This window comes from Parabacteroides sp. AF19-14, assembly GCF_003635485.1.
Lineage (GTDB): Bacteria > Bacteroidota > Bacteroidia > Bacteroidales > Tannerellaceae > Parabacteroides > Parabacteroides distasonis.
Window position 1 is genome coordinate 231,092 of record NZ_QTMJ01000007.1, and the last position, 14,825, is coordinate 245,916.

Below are 14,825 nucleotides of genomic sequence, written 5' to 3' on the forward strand. Positions count from 1 at the left end.
CATGAGCTCTAAGCAACAGGACTATACCGAATACAAAGGTAGTATTTACAAACAGTTGTTACTCAATGCTTTGTAAACAATAAGTCTGAAATATGGTCATAATATTTAAAGGAACATTCTAAAACGAGAAGATTTAACGCTTTTATTATTTCTTAACCTATTAAGAGCCTCTATATAGGCATTTTCTTCTTTTCAAATCAATTTGATTTCGACATTCTACTTCTATTTAGCCAACTTTTTAAGCCTTCAAAAAGGTTATATTTTGTTGTGTCACTATTTGCATTTCTTGTTACCTTCTTATTCCAATGTGCACATGAGAAAGAGATAAAGCAAAAGAAAGTATATCCCCAATCTAATATTTTAGAGGGAGTGCAGTCTGCCGCTTGCCCAATTTATATTTGCAAAATGAGAGTTCCCGAAATTAAAACAAAAAAGTGTGTCATCCTTTTTTGAATTAAGGTTAGTTATTCTCGTTTCTCTTTATTCTGTAACCTACTATTTCGTCGGTCGTTTGTCTCCGTTGCCCGATGCAACACTAAGCCATGCCGATGAATGGGAAAAGGTTTTAGGGCTGTTTACTCTCCGAAGGAGGAAGAAACAGCCCTAAACGGTACGCCGCTTGACCTTTTCCCATTCCACAGAGGCAGGCTATCTTTGCATCTGACATAAGGAGTTAAATGTCTATATGGGTGATAATATAGAATTTCGTCTTTCAGGGAAGAAATAAATCCTTATCTCCATAAAGGCTCTTGTTCCCAATTGCAAGGAAAACCTAACAAACGAGTGTTTACTGAAGGATATTTTGCTAAAAGTTGCTTGAAATCAGCAATAAAAGTGTTGTCAGATGTAATGGAGTTGAGCCAATATGCCACGTAGCACAACTGTGGATATAGAGTCTGCTCTCGAAATGAAAAATTTGCAATCCATGTATTAGGCATACGTTCCGGCATTTTGGGCTTCACTGGAAAAACCCGGTTTGACAGTCTTGAATGATGAGCGCAGCAATTACGAAGTACAGCAAGACATTCCAGCCAACTTCGCAAGAACTTGTGATGATTCAAACCAAACTCTCTTGCTACAGCATGTTTTGCACTGGCATCCGAAAAATTAGAATAAAGTTTGGAAAGTGTACCCATTGAGATTACTTCCAATGTTTTCCACACAGGAGGCAGTTCTGGTTCACTATATTTGCGAAAATGCTCAATAATGAAATCATCATGAGAACGTGATACCTCTTTACGGATGACAGCTAAATTTGCAGCAAAACGTACTTCATTGGTCGAATAGCTTTCATCCATAAACCAAAATGCGCCAAATTCAAGAGCAAAGTGCTTGATTATTTTTGTGCGTACAGAAACTTCAATTGTTTGAATGGCAGTAAACAATAAAGCCCGAAGCTCCTTATCAAAAGAATATAATTTTACTATATCAGAAAAGCAACTGCCTGCTCTAAATTGGTGTGTAAAATGATCTATTTCAAAGTGTTTCCAATAACCTGCAAGACGAAAATAGCTGATGGTATCCAAAACATCAATGGCCTGTTTTATATCATCAATATGCAAACCCCTCTCTTTGAGAATTTCAATTTGCTGTTCAGTGGTTATGGCTTGATTCGTATATCTGACTCCCATAGATAAAAAAAATGTCCCGCTGGGTACGCTAATCTTACGGGAAGCGGGCGGGATTTGTTACTGCAAAAATAAAGCATAATTTTTAATCTTGCAAGCACAAGCAAAAAAAAGAACAGTTTTTTTATTATATCTTCTTCTATTTCAAACATAATCACTATTTTTGTGCGTGGATTGAGGCAACTCTTTCCAAGACATATTAGATTTAGAAAGAAGCGTTATGCTTATCTTGTAAATTGAAAACGTAGGAAATTTTCAAAAGAGATACAAGGGATAGCATAGTGGTTCTCACGCTATAGCGTGGGCTGCTATTACCATATCTGTATCTCAGGTTTCCTACGACCTTCAATTTAGAGTGTGGCATTTGCAGTTCCACGCTTCGTGGTTTAATTAAGTAGGCTCTGTGGGACTGCAAGAGTCCTGTTGTATATGATGAACAGATATGTAACTCAGCAAAGTATCTGTATGCTGAAAGAGTTGTTCGTTTGCAGAGACCATGCTAAATGGCTCGTTTTTCTTATCTTTAGTTTTTTCCTTTGTACGCAATCCTTTGCTGATTATTACCGGGTGACTGCCCCCAATGGTCTTAATGTACGGGCTTCTGCCAACAAGAACGGAGAGGTATTAGGGCAACTTTCCCAAGATAATGTGATTGATGTTATTTCCATTGAAAACGGATGGGCTAATTTCAATTATAACGGCTGGCAAGGTTATGTCAGTGCATCCTATCTGGAAGCCGTAACGGATACTGGCGCAACAGGCGCTTCTGCCAAAGAAGAATCATGGGATTTGACTTCCTGGCTGTTCGATTCCGAAGGTGAGTCTGTTTGGTTTACAGCACTGAAATGGATTTTGGTTATAGGTATAGCCATTTACCTTATTAAGATTCTCCTGCAATTCGTAGCATTGATGCTCTTTGTTGGATTGATAGTGGGTGGTATTGGATTAGTTATAGGATTTATTCTTGATTGGCTTGGATGGATAGAATCTGATACGATGTGGAATATGGCTCAATGGGGATTCAGAATAGGCAACGGAATAGGTCTTGTCATGGGCGTTTTGGGCTTTAAAGACTTGCACAAGGGTGCAACAGAATCCTGGAGCAGTTCATCGTCAAGCAGTTCAGGAGGCTTGAAAACAGTAAGTTTTACCGAATCCGGTACTGTGTATAATCTTACACAAGATTCTCCTTATAGCGAGTGCGACTACACCGATCAATTTGGCGGTAAATGGGGACGTGACAGTTCCGGATTTTACCGAAAATGAATCGGCAAGATGAATTTTGTATAACGTATTGACAACTAAATAATAAAACCGTATGAAAAAGTATTTTATTTTAAGCAGTATATTATCGACGCTGCTAATCGGGGACTGTTTGGCTGCACAAATAGCAGATGAATCAAGAGCAATAGGAAACTCACCTGTGCTGGCTGAAGTTTTTCAAAACAAGCGGGAGGTGGCTCCGGAATTTCCCGGAGGAATCAACGCATTGGTGAAATTTATTTCGGATAATCTGAAGTATCCGACTGTTTGTAAGGAACTGAAAATACAAGGCAAAGTGATGGTTAAATTTACAGTCAAGAGCGACGGTTCAATCGGAAATGTCCGAATTACCAAGTCGGTCGATACAAACCTGGATAAAGAGGCTGTTCGATTGGTCAAGTCCATGCCTCGCTGGACTCCCGGCACACAGGACGGTAAACCTGTGAATGTGGAATTTACGTTACCTATCACTTTTAAATTATAGCAGTATGAAAACTGACAAGGGAATATTGTCCACATACCGCATCGTACTGGTATTGGGTGTTTGGAGTCTGGTGATGACTTCATGCGGAAATGAGAACAAATCCATTTCTGAGCCGCTGTCTTTGGATGAGCGGAATGAATTGATAAAGAAAGATATTGAATACGGTATGGTCTTCTCCATGCTTGACGCATTGGAAAAACGTCATTCCCCACTGACTGCTTCTGAAAAAGCCACTATGGATGATTTAAGTTACAAGCGTCTGAAAGACTTTCTTTCTGTGTGTTTAAATACTACGGAATTGGATAAGCAAGAAGAACGATATGGAGCAGAATGGGAAAGAAAATATGGCTCTGTCAACGCAAAGGTTGATTCAATAGATCATCATTGGCAACATTTTTTAGAAGATTATCAGACCGACAACTACCTGAAAATTGAGCTGGTTGATATTTTGGACAAGTCAAATGTTTTTCTGGGGTATGTCAAAGTGCGGTTACGCCTGATACCTTTAAAAGGGAAAGTAGATAAGGTCGAGGCATACTACGGACTTCAAGGCAGTATGATGGGACGTAATCAGTTGACAGTGGACAAACCGTTCTCTTCCCCTATCGAAGTGGACAATTCGATGAGTTTCAATTATGCTTTTGATATTAAAGCATCCAAAGTGAATGACCTGCCAATAAAAGAATTACTTGATGAATATGGTCTTAAAACCAACATTACCCAATTGACGGTAAATGGACATAAGATAGACTATATAGATGGATATAACCAGGTCCCTGATTGTGTGCGTGAGATGTGGAAATACCGCATGAAATACGAAAATGAATGGGAAGGGTCTTACTCCAAGGAGTCCAGTTACAATCGCATTGCCAAGGAACTGATTAACCCTTCCATGCCTGCTAAAGATGATTATGTAAAAGACTGTATCAGGAAAGATGCTTATAATGAGGATGAACTGGCAGCCACATTTTATTACGAAATCATGATTTAGGCATTTCTTTGAATTATAACTTTAAACATATATACTGATGAAACGATTATCTATTTTCTTGTGTTTGATTACCTTAGCGGTAGTCTTTATGGGACATAAAGTCCTTGCACAAACAAGTTTTTCTATTCCTCCTAAGAGCTATCCGGTCAATGTTCCGTTTAAATGCGATGCCGGTGTGGACCGGTATTGGCATGTGACTAGTATCATTTGTACAGGACAGGCAAATGGAGGTTATAAGTTTCAGATAAAAGGTATGGCTCAGAAAACCAGCAGGAGCCAACCGATAGACCTGTTTTACCTAATGCCGGGCAACCGGATAAAAACGGCTGGAACCTATTATTTTCCTCGTATTGAAGAAGGGAAGCCGTTCAGCTTTGAGGTTGTTTCGGCTTTTTCCGGCTATGCTCCAGCCCAGTTCAATGGATTTTTTATTTCTAGTGAGGTACTGCAAAGACTTTTACAGCAAGAACTGAGAGAGCCGAAAGAAGCAGGTAAAAATGCTTCCGAAAGAAGATTTGGCATGCCAAAGGCCACATCGAACGAAGAACCACAGCAGAAGCCTGTACAGCCAAAAGTCAGCCCTAACAAAATATATAAGAGTAGTGAGGTGGACCAGAAACCTGAATATCCCGGTGGAGCCGGGGCTTTACAGTCCGATATTGCCCGAAGTATCCGCTATCCTATGGTGTGCAAACAGCAAAAGATTCAAGGCAACGTGCTTGTTTCTTTTATAGTGGAGAAAGACGGTTCGGTTTCAGATGTGACGGCAGTGAAAAAGGTTCATGCCAATCTTAACACCGAGGCTATACGAGTGGTGAAATCCTTGAAGAAATGGACACCCGGCACCAAAGATGGACAGCCTGTACGGGTGCAATCGGCAGTTTATGTTACTTTTAGTCTATAAACCCAGAAAGCCAACCTATGAAAACATTACAATTCATTCAATCTATCAGTCTGTCCTGCTTGCTGGCCATAGGAGCGGCAAGCTGTAACAGCAGCGAAAACAGTCAGCCTTATACGCCTTTGCAGGTGTATTTCGAACCAATCAGAATGGATATGAATGTAGAACATCTGATGCCTTATTTCGTAAACTATCCTACGGATTGGGCAAAGATGGGACTGCGTAATTATCCGAAGTTGATAACCTACGAATACCATGATGCAGCATGGGGCGTAACAAGTAGCTCGCAATACGAGTTTTTGCCAAACGGTCGTTTGGCTGAGCAGCGGCGTACTTCCTTCAATGTAGGAGCAACCGGATTTGACGTGATTTCGTATGAATACGACAATCATTCTAACCTAATTCAAATCAAATCAGTAGATGACGGGCGTTACAAACGCCGAAAAAAAGATGACGGTTTTACCTACAATAGTATCGGCCGGCTAATACGTCGTGACAAGAACGGACGGGGACATTACGATACGGCTACTTTTTTGTATGCTTATCATGCCAATGGAGCTTTGCAGTCCATCCTGCCTGAAAATAAGGATGGTACGGTCAACGAAGCTGGTGTAACGATTCATAAAATGCAGTTCGATTCACTTGCTCACTTGGAGTCCTTCGAGACTCCCAATACCTCAAATATGTTTCTAAAAGGCATCAACAGTTACAAACTGGGACAATCGGTGACAAGCTATGCTTACGCAGGGCATCTCTGCACGCAAGCTGTAGAAAACATTCCTGTTAAATTTGATCAAGGTACGGAAACATTGACTTGCACCAGCAATTTTACTTATAATTCGCACGGCGATTTGGCTACCTGGACTTATAATGGAGGTGTATATAAGAACAAAGGAAATAGCTGGAGAGTGGATGATATGAAGTTTACCATTTCCTATGAATATGTGTATGATGAGAAAGGGAACTGGACGCAAGCCACCGTTACTTTCCCTGCTAACATAGATGATATTCCAGCCTTGCGTACCTATTATAAAGCTTTTAAAAACGGATTTACTTCTAATCAAGACCGTTCTTCTGCGGTCAAGCCGGGCGAAACTCCCAGCCTGACAATCTCGCGAAGCATTGATTATTGGGATGAAAAGACGGTGGCTTCCGAAAAAGAAAATAAGAAAAATAAAGAATCTGCCGTAATGGGTCATTTGCGCTATAAAGGTACGGATATTTACGGTTTGTTCGGCAAGGTAAAATCGGTGAAAATCCATGAGGAATCATACGAATTCGACCAGGTCGGCAACCTTGTTGCTATGCAGGATGAATTTGGCGACAGAGCAACCTATCAATACGTTACAGCCGCTTCCTACAAGGTCGAGGGTTGGGAAGATCATTTGGTAAGCATTGAATCCAAAGACGGTCTTCGGACAGATATTTGTCCGGATGCAAATACCAATGCAGAACTTGATCAAATTTACACGTTTGATAAAAGCAATAGAATCACCAGTCATAAGTTTTCTTCGCATATGGCTTACATTACCCGGATATACACTTATGTGGGTGACAGCAAATACCCGGCAACAATGGTACAAAAACATCCGGAGGATGGAACAGCCACATATCGTTATACTTATACCAAATTCGATAAGCACAAGAACTGGACAGAAAGGAAAGTCTGCTGCACTATCGAATATGACGACTATGACGAAAACATGAACTATATCGGCAAAAAGCAAACATTCCCCAAAGAATACATTGAGAATAGAACCGTTGAATATTGGTAAACGTACATTGACTTAGGGTTAACACTATTCCTTATCTAAGATTAGTAATACAACAGTTTATGCTCCTTATCTGACAAGAGAATCTGTTATCTACGTTATTGGCTAATGGATTCTCTTGTTTTTTAGGTCTGATTAGAATTACAAGGTAAAGTAAAGAACTAAATATGAACACCAGGTAGCGATTTGATGTTTTTAAGCATGGTAATCAGAAAAATATGAATCAAGATGATTACGTTTCTGTCCTTTTTATTACTTTTGAAAATACATCAATCAATTTGACCTTATGGATAAGACGGTGAAAGAAATTACTTTGGACTATGCTATAGAAATTGCAAGTCTTACAGAAATCAATAGTGAGCCACTCTATGATGAAATAACCTGTCAAAAATGGAGTGCTCATTACTTCTATGATGAAAGACGTTACCGGAATATTATTATTGATGTCGTTGAGCTTCCGCATAGCAATGCACCAGAAGTTCTCCCGACGTATAAACTATTCAATCAGCTCAACTCCATATTCCGGCATTTGCATTTATGTATTGACAATTATGGCTACCTTTCTTCTGTTGTCAATATAAAAGAAATCCAAGATAAATGGGAAAATGTAAGAAATGGACTTCTTTCTGAATACGAAGGAATCAAGCAGGTCAAAAAAATGATAGAAAAACTGGATTACGCTTATTATGCCTGTGAAGGTACGCTAATGCAATCTCTTCTACACCTCATATTTTTGGTTCGCTATAGAGAAGAAAACAAATTCGAGATAGAACTTCCTTCCGTTTTAAACGAGGGAGAACTTATAGATATTGACTTGCAGAAAACGGTTTCAGAAAGAGACAGGCAACATTATTGCGGCAAAGGATATGTTCATCATCAGTCTGCGATGAAGAAAGCCTACGACAAACAAATCAAACCCTTGACACAAAGTGAATTTGACTATGATTTTACCATTGACATAGAATACATATTCAATTCTGAACACAGAGTTCAGAAAATAGAGGCTTGTATAAAGGAGCAGTCAAGCGACAGATTCGTTCACAAAAAGACTGTAACTTTCAGTTTAATTCCAAAAGAATAGATTATGGCACGTAAATTTTTAATCGACGGTAACTGGCTTATTTGTTCGGAAGGGACTTGTATGCAGCGTATGCTGGTAAAGAGCCAAAAAACGGTTTATGCACATGGAAAACTTGTGGCAACCATGAATGACCGGATGGATAACAATTTCTATTGTTTGAAGATGGTTTCCGCAGGAGCTATGGTAGGTGCTATTGTTGGAGCTGCCGCTGCTGCCGGAGCTGTTTTTACGGGAGGAGCTGCCATAGGGGGTATTATAGCTGCTGTAGGGACAAGTGCCCTGACCGGTTCTATTAGCGGAAAGCTACTCTCATTGATGCCATGTATATGCGCCTGTCTGACCAAGCCGGGCAAATGGACAAGCGTAAAGAACAGTGTGTTAATCCAAAACCAAATGGCTCTGATGCCTGATGCCAAACTGAATTGTCTTTTGGGCGGCATGGTATCTATTGTTCTGCCTAAGATTCAATTAGCAATCGACTGTCTAATGATTAGTGATTTCTGTTATAAAAAAAAGGATAGTAATGCTGAATTACCCGAGGGATGGAAAGAAGCTACAGAGGATATAAAAATAGAAGAAGGTTGTTGGGAAAATGAATCCGGATTTAAGGCGAGTCTGTATTACAATGAAAAAGAAAACCTTTATATACTGGCTTTTGCAGGCACTGAGAATTTAAAGGATTGGATTACTGATATTCGGCAAGGAATTGGATTGGATGATAAAAAAAGAGGACAATATCGTAAAGCGATAGAATTAGCCGATAAGGTACAAGAGTATGCAGGACAAAAGAATTTGATTATTACGGGACATTCTTTAGGAGGTGGGCTTGCTTCTATTGCTTCTGTTGCTACAGGATGCAATGCTTATACCTTTAATGCAGCAGGACTTCATCCTAAAACATTGAAAGATCAAGAACTGAGTCCAAATAGCATGGGGCAAATACAGGCATATTACTCAACAGACGACCCTTTAAATATGATACAAAATAACCGAAGTATTTTAGGTCCTCTATTAGTAAGTAGTGGCAATGCCTTTCTTGCCTATTTAGGTAGTGGGCTGATGTTAGGTGATAATTTGCCACAAGTAGCAGGAGAAAAAATTGGGCTTGAAACCAATTCCAATATAATTGATGGTCATTTTCTAAAAGAATCTAATCTGTTGAATACCCTTAAGAGCGAAAAGGAAAACAATCCTGATGTGTTAGTGGTTACAAGTGACTTTTAAACAAAGATTTATGAAATCCTTGATAATATATTGTATTTTCTTTATGTTTACAAGTTGTAATATGAACAAGTCTAAATATATGCCGGAAAAATATTTTTCAAGAGGCGCAGAATTATCTATGGCAGAAAATATCTACTATGGAAATAAAAGTGAGATAAAAGAAATGGTTAACAATGGTAGAGTTGATATAAATACCCCCGGGAAATATGGATTTACCTACCTTATGTATGCCATATATATACAAAAGTATGATATGGCAAAACTCTTACTAAAATTAGGGGCAGACCCCAATCTTTTATCCTTTGTAAATCATCCGGTTAAAGGGAATAACCCCGATTATATTCAACGAGAAGAGGGTACATTTAGGTTAATGCCGCTTTCCTTTGTTTGTGGTCATCCTGATTGGGATATAAAATATATAAAGTTGTTAATAGAGTACGGTGCTGATGTAAACGCTACTATCCCATTTACCCCGATTCACGAACTTATTGTTGGTGGAGCAGGCGATATGGAGCGAATCAAATATTTGATGAAGCATGGTTTAGATTTAAATGTCCCCGATAATTTAGGAGATACACCTATCATTACAGCAGCTATTGTTAGAGACCTTGATTTGGTCGAGTATTTTTTGGACTATGGAGCAAACCCTAAGCAAATAAATAAAGATGGAGTTAGTTTGGGCTATAAATTACAGCAACAAATAGAACGTAAATTAGGAACTCCAGAGTATTTAACACATGCGGAAGAAATAATAGAACGTTTGAAAAAAATGGGCATTAAATTTCCAGTAACTAAAAGCAAAAGGGTTGAAGAAGATAGTACATCCATTTCAAACGATAACAATATGAATCAAGGTAAAACAGACGAAAACAAAACAGAATGGAAGTGGATGTAAATCACGAAATATAACCTCCACTTATATACAACATAAGAGTGGTAATCTCATAAAAGAGAACCAGAGTGCCCCTAAGAAAGAGCAATTTGGTTCTCTTTTTGTTGGCAAAGGGAGGAACTATAAGTTAATGTTACCTTCTCATTGAGCGTCCCAATTTTTGTTGCTGGTCATAATTTCCCTCCACCACATTACTAACCTCCCGTCTGGCTTTGATTTGCTCCCGGTTATCAAACCCGCCCTTTTGCTTGGCTGTAAAATACAGGAAATCACCTGCCGCCCGGTGTGATTGTCTGTCCTCCCCGAACAGATTAAGGGCACCCTTGATGTCCGCTACCTGCTCCGTATCAAAACGTGGCTTGTAATAATCCCTTGCCAAACGGATAATACCGTGTACCGCCTTACGAAAAATCTCGCTTGTCTTGAGCAAAAGGAAGCCGAGACTCTCAATAATCAGATTCTGCCATGCAATCCGGTTTTTAAGTTTCATAGTTTCCTCTGAATGCACGGCATCCCTGCGGCTTAATTCAGACTGATGTTCAGATTTCAACTTCATCAATTCACGGTGGTGGCTGTTCTGCATGGTCCGGATTGTGCCTTGTAACTGCCCGATGGTTTCCTCATGTGTGGAAATCTCATGACGCAAATCCTCTATTTCGCCTTTTAGAGCCTTTGACCTGCCTGTAGCCCAGCCGACAGCGGCATTGAGCAGTTCACTGCCTTTCTCCTTATTCAGCCTGGAACGTTTCTCGCTGATAGCTCTGTCAAGCTCTTCATTCTGCCGTTCCTTTTGAATAGCTATTTCATTTAGGGTGTTGGTGATTATTTCAGCCTCGTGCATCTTTTGGTTGGCTTTTTCCAGTTGATGCTCCCGATACTGCCTCGTAGCGTCAAGACGCTTCATCTCCTCTTTCTGCTTCTCAATGATGAAGTCATTACGCTCCAGATGTTTCTTTCCCGTAACGGCTTTTGATTGTCCCCGCTCCATTGAGAGAATATCGGATGCCAGGTTTTGCATCGTTGTCATATCGTCATCATTGAGTTTTATGCTCTTGCCTGTATCGTGGTTCATCCAGTCGAATACAATGTGCGCATGGTAATTCGGCTTGAACCATCTGTCACCCACCTTGAAACTCTCCCTATCCTCCGGTGATGGTTGTCCGGACAGCCAATGTCCCTCGTCCTTGTGCAGATAAATCTGGAGCGGTGTGATACCCCAGCGTCTTTGGCACTCATTACCAAATTCACGCACGTCCGCCAGTGTCGTGTCCGGTCGGATGAGCATCACTCCTTCACGTATGGGAGAGCATCCTGCCACCTTGATGATTTTGCCGTTCTTGCCTTTACGCTCACGTTCTTTCTCCTGCATGGCACGGCCGGTCTTCTCCTTTACCATCCGCTTTATGTTGTCGTAGTGCTTTTGCAGATCGGGGCTGCCGAAGTTCCGGTTTACCCACTGCTCGTTACCGGCGGAGAGTTCGGGAACGATATAAATTCTGGACTTGGCAATATTGCGCATGTACTCGCGTGTCCTCCGGTTATGAGGCATGCTGGAAGCAACATTGCAAGGCTTGATATGTATGCTTGATTTTGTAGCCATTTTCTTGAAAATTGATTGGGGTTGTTGAATAATGTTGATTGCTTCTGTCCGCTTATAACCGCATGGGGTTCTTAGGGGTGTTACCCATAAGCGGAGTTTCCAAAGAGAGGGTCACTCTTTGGTCAGGTTGCATAGGGCTGACAGCCCTTACCGGGTTCTCAGGGCAGCGTCCTGAGTGGGACGGGGCAACGCCCAGCCCCTCGGGAGAGCCCACAACTACGAAAGCGGAGCGTGTAGTTATAGTGGGCTATAAGAGTGCAAGCACTTCTTCCCGCATCCCGTGTCACCGGCTTCCGTTCTCCTCCGTCATGGAGGGTCTTCGCTACCGTTGCATATTGGGGCGGCACCGACCAATACAAGGTCAAGTTCATTGATTAGTTTTTGCAGAACGGGGTTCTTGTCAATCATCCGCCTGAGGATTCTTTCCGCCTCTACAAGATGGCTGGTTGTACACATTATTTTACTTTCCCGTATCTGGAAGACAATCCAGTCGGCTATGTCAATATGGGCTGCTTTCTGCTCCGGTGTGGCGTTCTTTTCTATAAGGTCAGACACTATCACTTTACAGAAACTCATGCACTCGGCACGCTGCTTCCATTCGGCATAAGCATCGGCATCGGGAAAGAGGAGTACGGTTCGTCCGGCCAGCACACGGAGTTTTTCCTCTCTCATCTGACTCTTGCCTCCTGCCGCCAGCCATACATAACCGGGAAATATGGCAGAGCCGATAACTGCACTTTTCTCGGATTCCACCAAGACAGCTACCTTATCGGGATAGACATTCAGCAGGTGTTCCCCGAAGAGGCACTGGGATAGCTGCCACTCTTCCGGCAATACCCGTTGCCTTTTCAGTTTGCTGTGTATCCAGTCCACTGCCAATGCTTCTCCTCCCTTGATACGGTGTCCGTTCTCTGGATTGTACTGCATCACCTTGCCTGTATGTACCTTGTTTTCCCGGTCAATCTGCCAGAAAATGACAGCACCGTCCCGAGTAGCTCCAAGGCGGTACTCTTCCAGCAACCGCCTCAATACTTCCTTTGCCTTGCTGCCGTAATAAGAGCCAAGGAGAGAGGAAATGAAGCGGAAGAAGTTACTATGCACGCTTTGCGACCTTTCCACATACTGTGGCGATATGTAACCTGTAACCGTCTGCCGGAATGCCTGTCCGGTTTTCCTTTCTGTTTTATTCTTGTCAAAAGAAAAACTCTTGGCGGTACGACATTCAGGGCGGTCGTGGAAATACTCCTTGGGAGTATAATGATAACCGCAACTGCTTTCATGGTTGCACCTGCCTACGGACGGATGCAACGGTACACCGCTATCGTCCACATAGTAGGCGAAAGAATGTCTGTCACCGCAATTCGGGCAGGTATGCCGTGTTGCAGTCCCTTTGTATTTCTGTAACGAATAGTTTACCATACCTAATGTCAATTCTGTTGGTTGATTTTTATTGCTGCCACGTCTTGTCCCGCTGTCCCACGTCCCGTCCTTCCAAGGATTGGGACGATGGGACACTTCGGGACACTTGGGACAATCTCTGCTCTCACAGTCCTTTTGTTTTGGAATTGTCAAGTGAAAGGCAGGTGACTTGCTATTTTCATCTGTAGCCACTCTACTGACTGTCATTACTTTATATAAAATCCTTTTGGAGTTCTTTACAAAATCACCTTTGATGGTTTTCCGAAATCTGCTTGGTCGGGTATCGTCTGTCCCATGCTGTCCCACTGTCCCGGGTATGAAGACCGGGACAGTGGGACACTTTGAAACAGAACAGTAAAAACGGCTTCTGCTTGCACGGTCATTTATCCGGCAAGTGGAACCATTCCTCTTTAAACAGGTATGTGCAGGCCACTTGTTCATGCCTTGTCCTCCCCGTTTCCTTGTCCTGCAAGCAGTTCCGTCTGTCTTACTTCGTTGGCTGTCCTATCTGTCCCATTGTCCCTTTTCCCTATGGGACGGGACGGTGGGACACTCAGTTCATCTGTATGGCTGCCATTTTTGCTGCGCTGGATTATCCGGCTGACGGTTGATTTGCCGCAGTTCACTTGCGAGGCTATCTCTCGTACAGATTTTCCGGATTGGGCAAGGTGCAGAATCTGGAAGTCCCTTTGGCTTGATTCGTTGTCGCCAAGCCGTTTCAAATGTTCCTTTTCTGTAGAAAAGCCCCTGGGAACAAATTGCAGGAAAGCATCCACCTTTTCAATCTCATAGATGATCACATTGTCCGCATCATGGGAGAAGGTGCCATAACGCACCTTGAGCTGCTTCACATAGCGAAGTCCCCCGTCAAGGGCACTCTTTCCGATGGCGAATACGCTGTCAAAGAAATTGTAGAGCCGCTTGCTTCCTGCAAGGTCGTTGGATGTGATGGGGCACTCCATGGAACGCTTGGGAGTGTGTGCCAGTACAAGGATTGACAGTCCGTACCTCTTTTTGAGATTATTTAGGTGTATCATCAGCCGTCCCGCTGCATCACCTTTCTCAATAGCACAGCACAGGTAGGTAAGATTATCTACGATGAAAATCCTACATCCGGTTTGCAATGCCATCTGTTCGATGCTGCCAATAATGGCTTCCTCAAAGTTGGCATCCAACAGGGAGTTGCAGTCTATTGATACCCGGTACAGTTTGTCGGGAAAGGTATGCAGCCTGCCATGTCTGTCGGTATAGCGAAGCTGGAACTGTTTTTCAGACAGCTCAAAATCCAGATACAGGACAATGTCTGTCCGGGCGATACGGTCGGCTATCTGCACGGCAAGTATGGACTTACCAACATTGGAGTCCGCAAAGAGGCAGGACAATTCGCCCTCATACCAGAAACTCTTCCACAGTGCACGGGGTGCAGGTTGCTGTGACGCTTCAAGAATAGTTAGGTTGGCTGTCTTGATGGTCATCATGCCTACACTTTCCGGCATGCCGGTCTGCACCTGGGAAGCCCTTGCAAGGTCGCCCTGTATCAGACTGATATAATTCTTGTCCTCTTCCATAA

The 14,825-nt window shown here is 42.1% G+C and carries 12 protein-coding genes; 8 read left to right on the top strand and 4 right to left on the bottom strand.

From position 1 onward, the window contains the following. Positions 1-731: 731 nt before the first annotated feature. The gene (locus DWX33_RS09670; protein ID WP_117892621.1) at positions 732-1,631 is read right to left on the bottom strand and encodes an Abi family protein; all 900 of its coding nucleotides are present in this window, start codon (positions 1,629-1,631) and stop codon (positions 732-734) included. Positions 1,632-2,057: 426 nt separating this feature from the next. Between DWX33_RS09670 and DWX33_RS09680 the strand changes: the two genes are divergently transcribed. The 8 genes from DWX33_RS09680 (at position 2,058) to DWX33_RS09715 (ending at position 10,239) form a co-directional block, all read left to right on the top strand. Beyond that, positions 2,058-2,894, top strand: coding sequence for an SH3 domain-containing protein (locus DWX33_RS09680; protein ID WP_117892624.1), 837 nt, complete (start codon positions 2,058-2,060; stop codon positions 2,892-2,894). Between the two features lie 52 nt (positions 2,895-2,946). Then, positions 2,947-3,375, top strand: coding sequence for an energy transducer TonB (locus tag DWX33_RS09685; protein ID WP_117892627.1), 429 nt, complete (start codon positions 2,947-2,949; stop codon positions 3,373-3,375). Positions 3,376-3,379: 4 nt separating this feature from the next. Continuing rightward, entirely contained in the window at positions 3,380-4,366 is a 987-nt protein-coding gene (locus DWX33_RS09690) for a hypothetical protein (protein ID WP_117892630.1), read from the top strand. A gap of 37 nt (positions 4,367-4,403) precedes the next feature. Then, positions 4,404-5,270, top strand: a complete 867-nt coding sequence (locus tag DWX33_RS09695; RefSeq protein ID WP_117892633.1) for an energy transducer TonB — start codon at positions 4,404-4,406, stop codon at positions 5,268-5,270. Positions 5,271-5,287: 17 nt separating this feature from the next. Beyond that, positions 5,288-7,042 (top strand): hypothetical protein, encoded by a 1,755-nt coding sequence (locus tag DWX33_RS09700; RefSeq protein WP_117892636.1) that lies wholly within the window; start codon positions 5,288-5,290, stop codon positions 7,040-7,042. A gap of 283 nt (positions 7,043-7,325) precedes the next feature. Further along, a complete protein-coding gene (locus tag DWX33_RS09705; RefSeq protein ID WP_117589743.1) occupies positions 7,326-8,120 on the top strand; it encodes a hypothetical protein in 795 nt (264 codons plus the stop codon). Between the two features lie 3 nt (positions 8,121-8,123). Then, complete coding sequence (locus DWX33_RS09710; protein ID WP_117892639.1) at positions 8,124-9,344, top strand: PAAR-like protein; 1,221 nt, start codon at positions 8,124-8,126, stop codon at positions 9,342-9,344. A gap of 61 nt (positions 9,345-9,405) precedes the next feature. Beyond that, positions 9,406-10,239: an ankyrin repeat domain-containing protein gene (locus tag DWX33_RS09715; protein WP_158595295.1), complete on the top strand. Its 834-nt coding sequence runs from the start codon at positions 9,406-9,408 to the stop codon at positions 10,237-10,239. Between the two features lie 130 nt (positions 10,240-10,369). On the opposite strand, the gene DWX33_RS09720 is transcribed toward DWX33_RS09715, so the two are convergent. The 3 genes from DWX33_RS09720 to DWX33_RS09730 form a co-directional block, all read right to left on the bottom strand. Continuing rightward, a complete protein-coding gene (locus DWX33_RS09720; protein ID WP_117892645.1) occupies positions 10,370-11,836 on the bottom strand; it encodes a mobilization protein in 1,467 nt (488 codons plus the stop codon). Between the two features lie 306 nt (positions 11,837-12,142). Then, entirely contained in the window at positions 12,143-13,255 is a 1,113-nt protein-coding gene (locus DWX33_RS09725; RefSeq protein ID WP_117892660.1) for a DUF6371 domain-containing protein, read from the bottom strand. 437 nt (positions 13,256-13,692) lie between these two features. After that, positions 13,693-14,823 carry an AAA family ATPase gene (locus tag DWX33_RS09730; protein WP_117892648.1) on the bottom strand — a complete coding sequence of 377 codons (1,131 nt, stop codon included), beginning with the start codon at positions 14,821-14,823 and terminating at the stop codon, positions 13,693-13,695. Between the last annotated feature and the right edge of the window lie 2 nt (positions 14,824-14,825).

What these genes read in the sequence shown, in the direction of transcription:
- DWX33_RS09715 (WP_158595295.1), top strand. Translation starts at nt 9,406, where the DNA reads ATGAACAAGTCTAAATATATGCCGGAAAAATATTTTTCAAGAGGCGCA.
- DWX33_RS09720 (WP_117892645.1), bottom strand. Translation starts at nt 11,836, where the DNA reads ATGGCTACAAAATCAAGCATACATATCAAGCCTTGCAATGTTGCTTCC.
- DWX33_RS09690 (WP_117892630.1), top strand. Translation starts at nt 3,380, where the DNA reads ATGAAAACTGACAAGGGAATATTGTCCACATACCGCATCGTACTGGTA.
- DWX33_RS09705 (WP_117589743.1), top strand. Translation starts at nt 7,326, where the DNA reads ATGGATAAGACGGTGAAAGAAATTACTTTGGACTATGCTATAGAAATT.
- DWX33_RS09710 (WP_117892639.1), top strand. Translation starts at nt 8,124, where the DNA reads ATGGCACGTAAATTTTTAATCGACGGTAACTGGCTTATTTGTTCGGAA.
- DWX33_RS09685 (WP_117892627.1), top strand. Translation starts at nt 2,947, where the DNA reads ATGAAAAAGTATTTTATTTTAAGCAGTATATTATCGACGCTGCTAATC.
- DWX33_RS09695 (WP_117892633.1), top strand. Translation starts at nt 4,404, where the DNA reads ATGAAACGATTATCTATTTTCTTGTGTTTGATTACCTTAGCGGTAGTC.
- DWX33_RS09680 (WP_117892624.1), top strand. Translation starts at nt 2,058, where the DNA reads ATGATGAACAGATATGTAACTCAGCAAAGTATCTGTATGCTGAAAGAG.
- DWX33_RS09700 (WP_117892636.1), top strand. Translation starts at nt 5,288, where the DNA reads ATGAAAACATTACAATTCATTCAATCTATCAGTCTGTCCTGCTTGCTG.
- DWX33_RS09725 (WP_117892660.1), bottom strand. Translation starts at nt 13,255, where the DNA reads ATGGTAAACTATTCGTTACAGAAATACAAAGGGACTGCAACACGGCAT.
- DWX33_RS09670 (WP_117892621.1), bottom strand. Translation starts at nt 1,631, where the DNA reads ATGGGAGTCAGATATACGAATCAAGCCATAACCACTGAACAGCAAATT.
- DWX33_RS09730 (WP_117892648.1), bottom strand. Translation starts at nt 14,823, where the DNA reads ATGGAAGAGGACAAGAATTATATCAGTCTGATACAGGGCGACCTTGCA.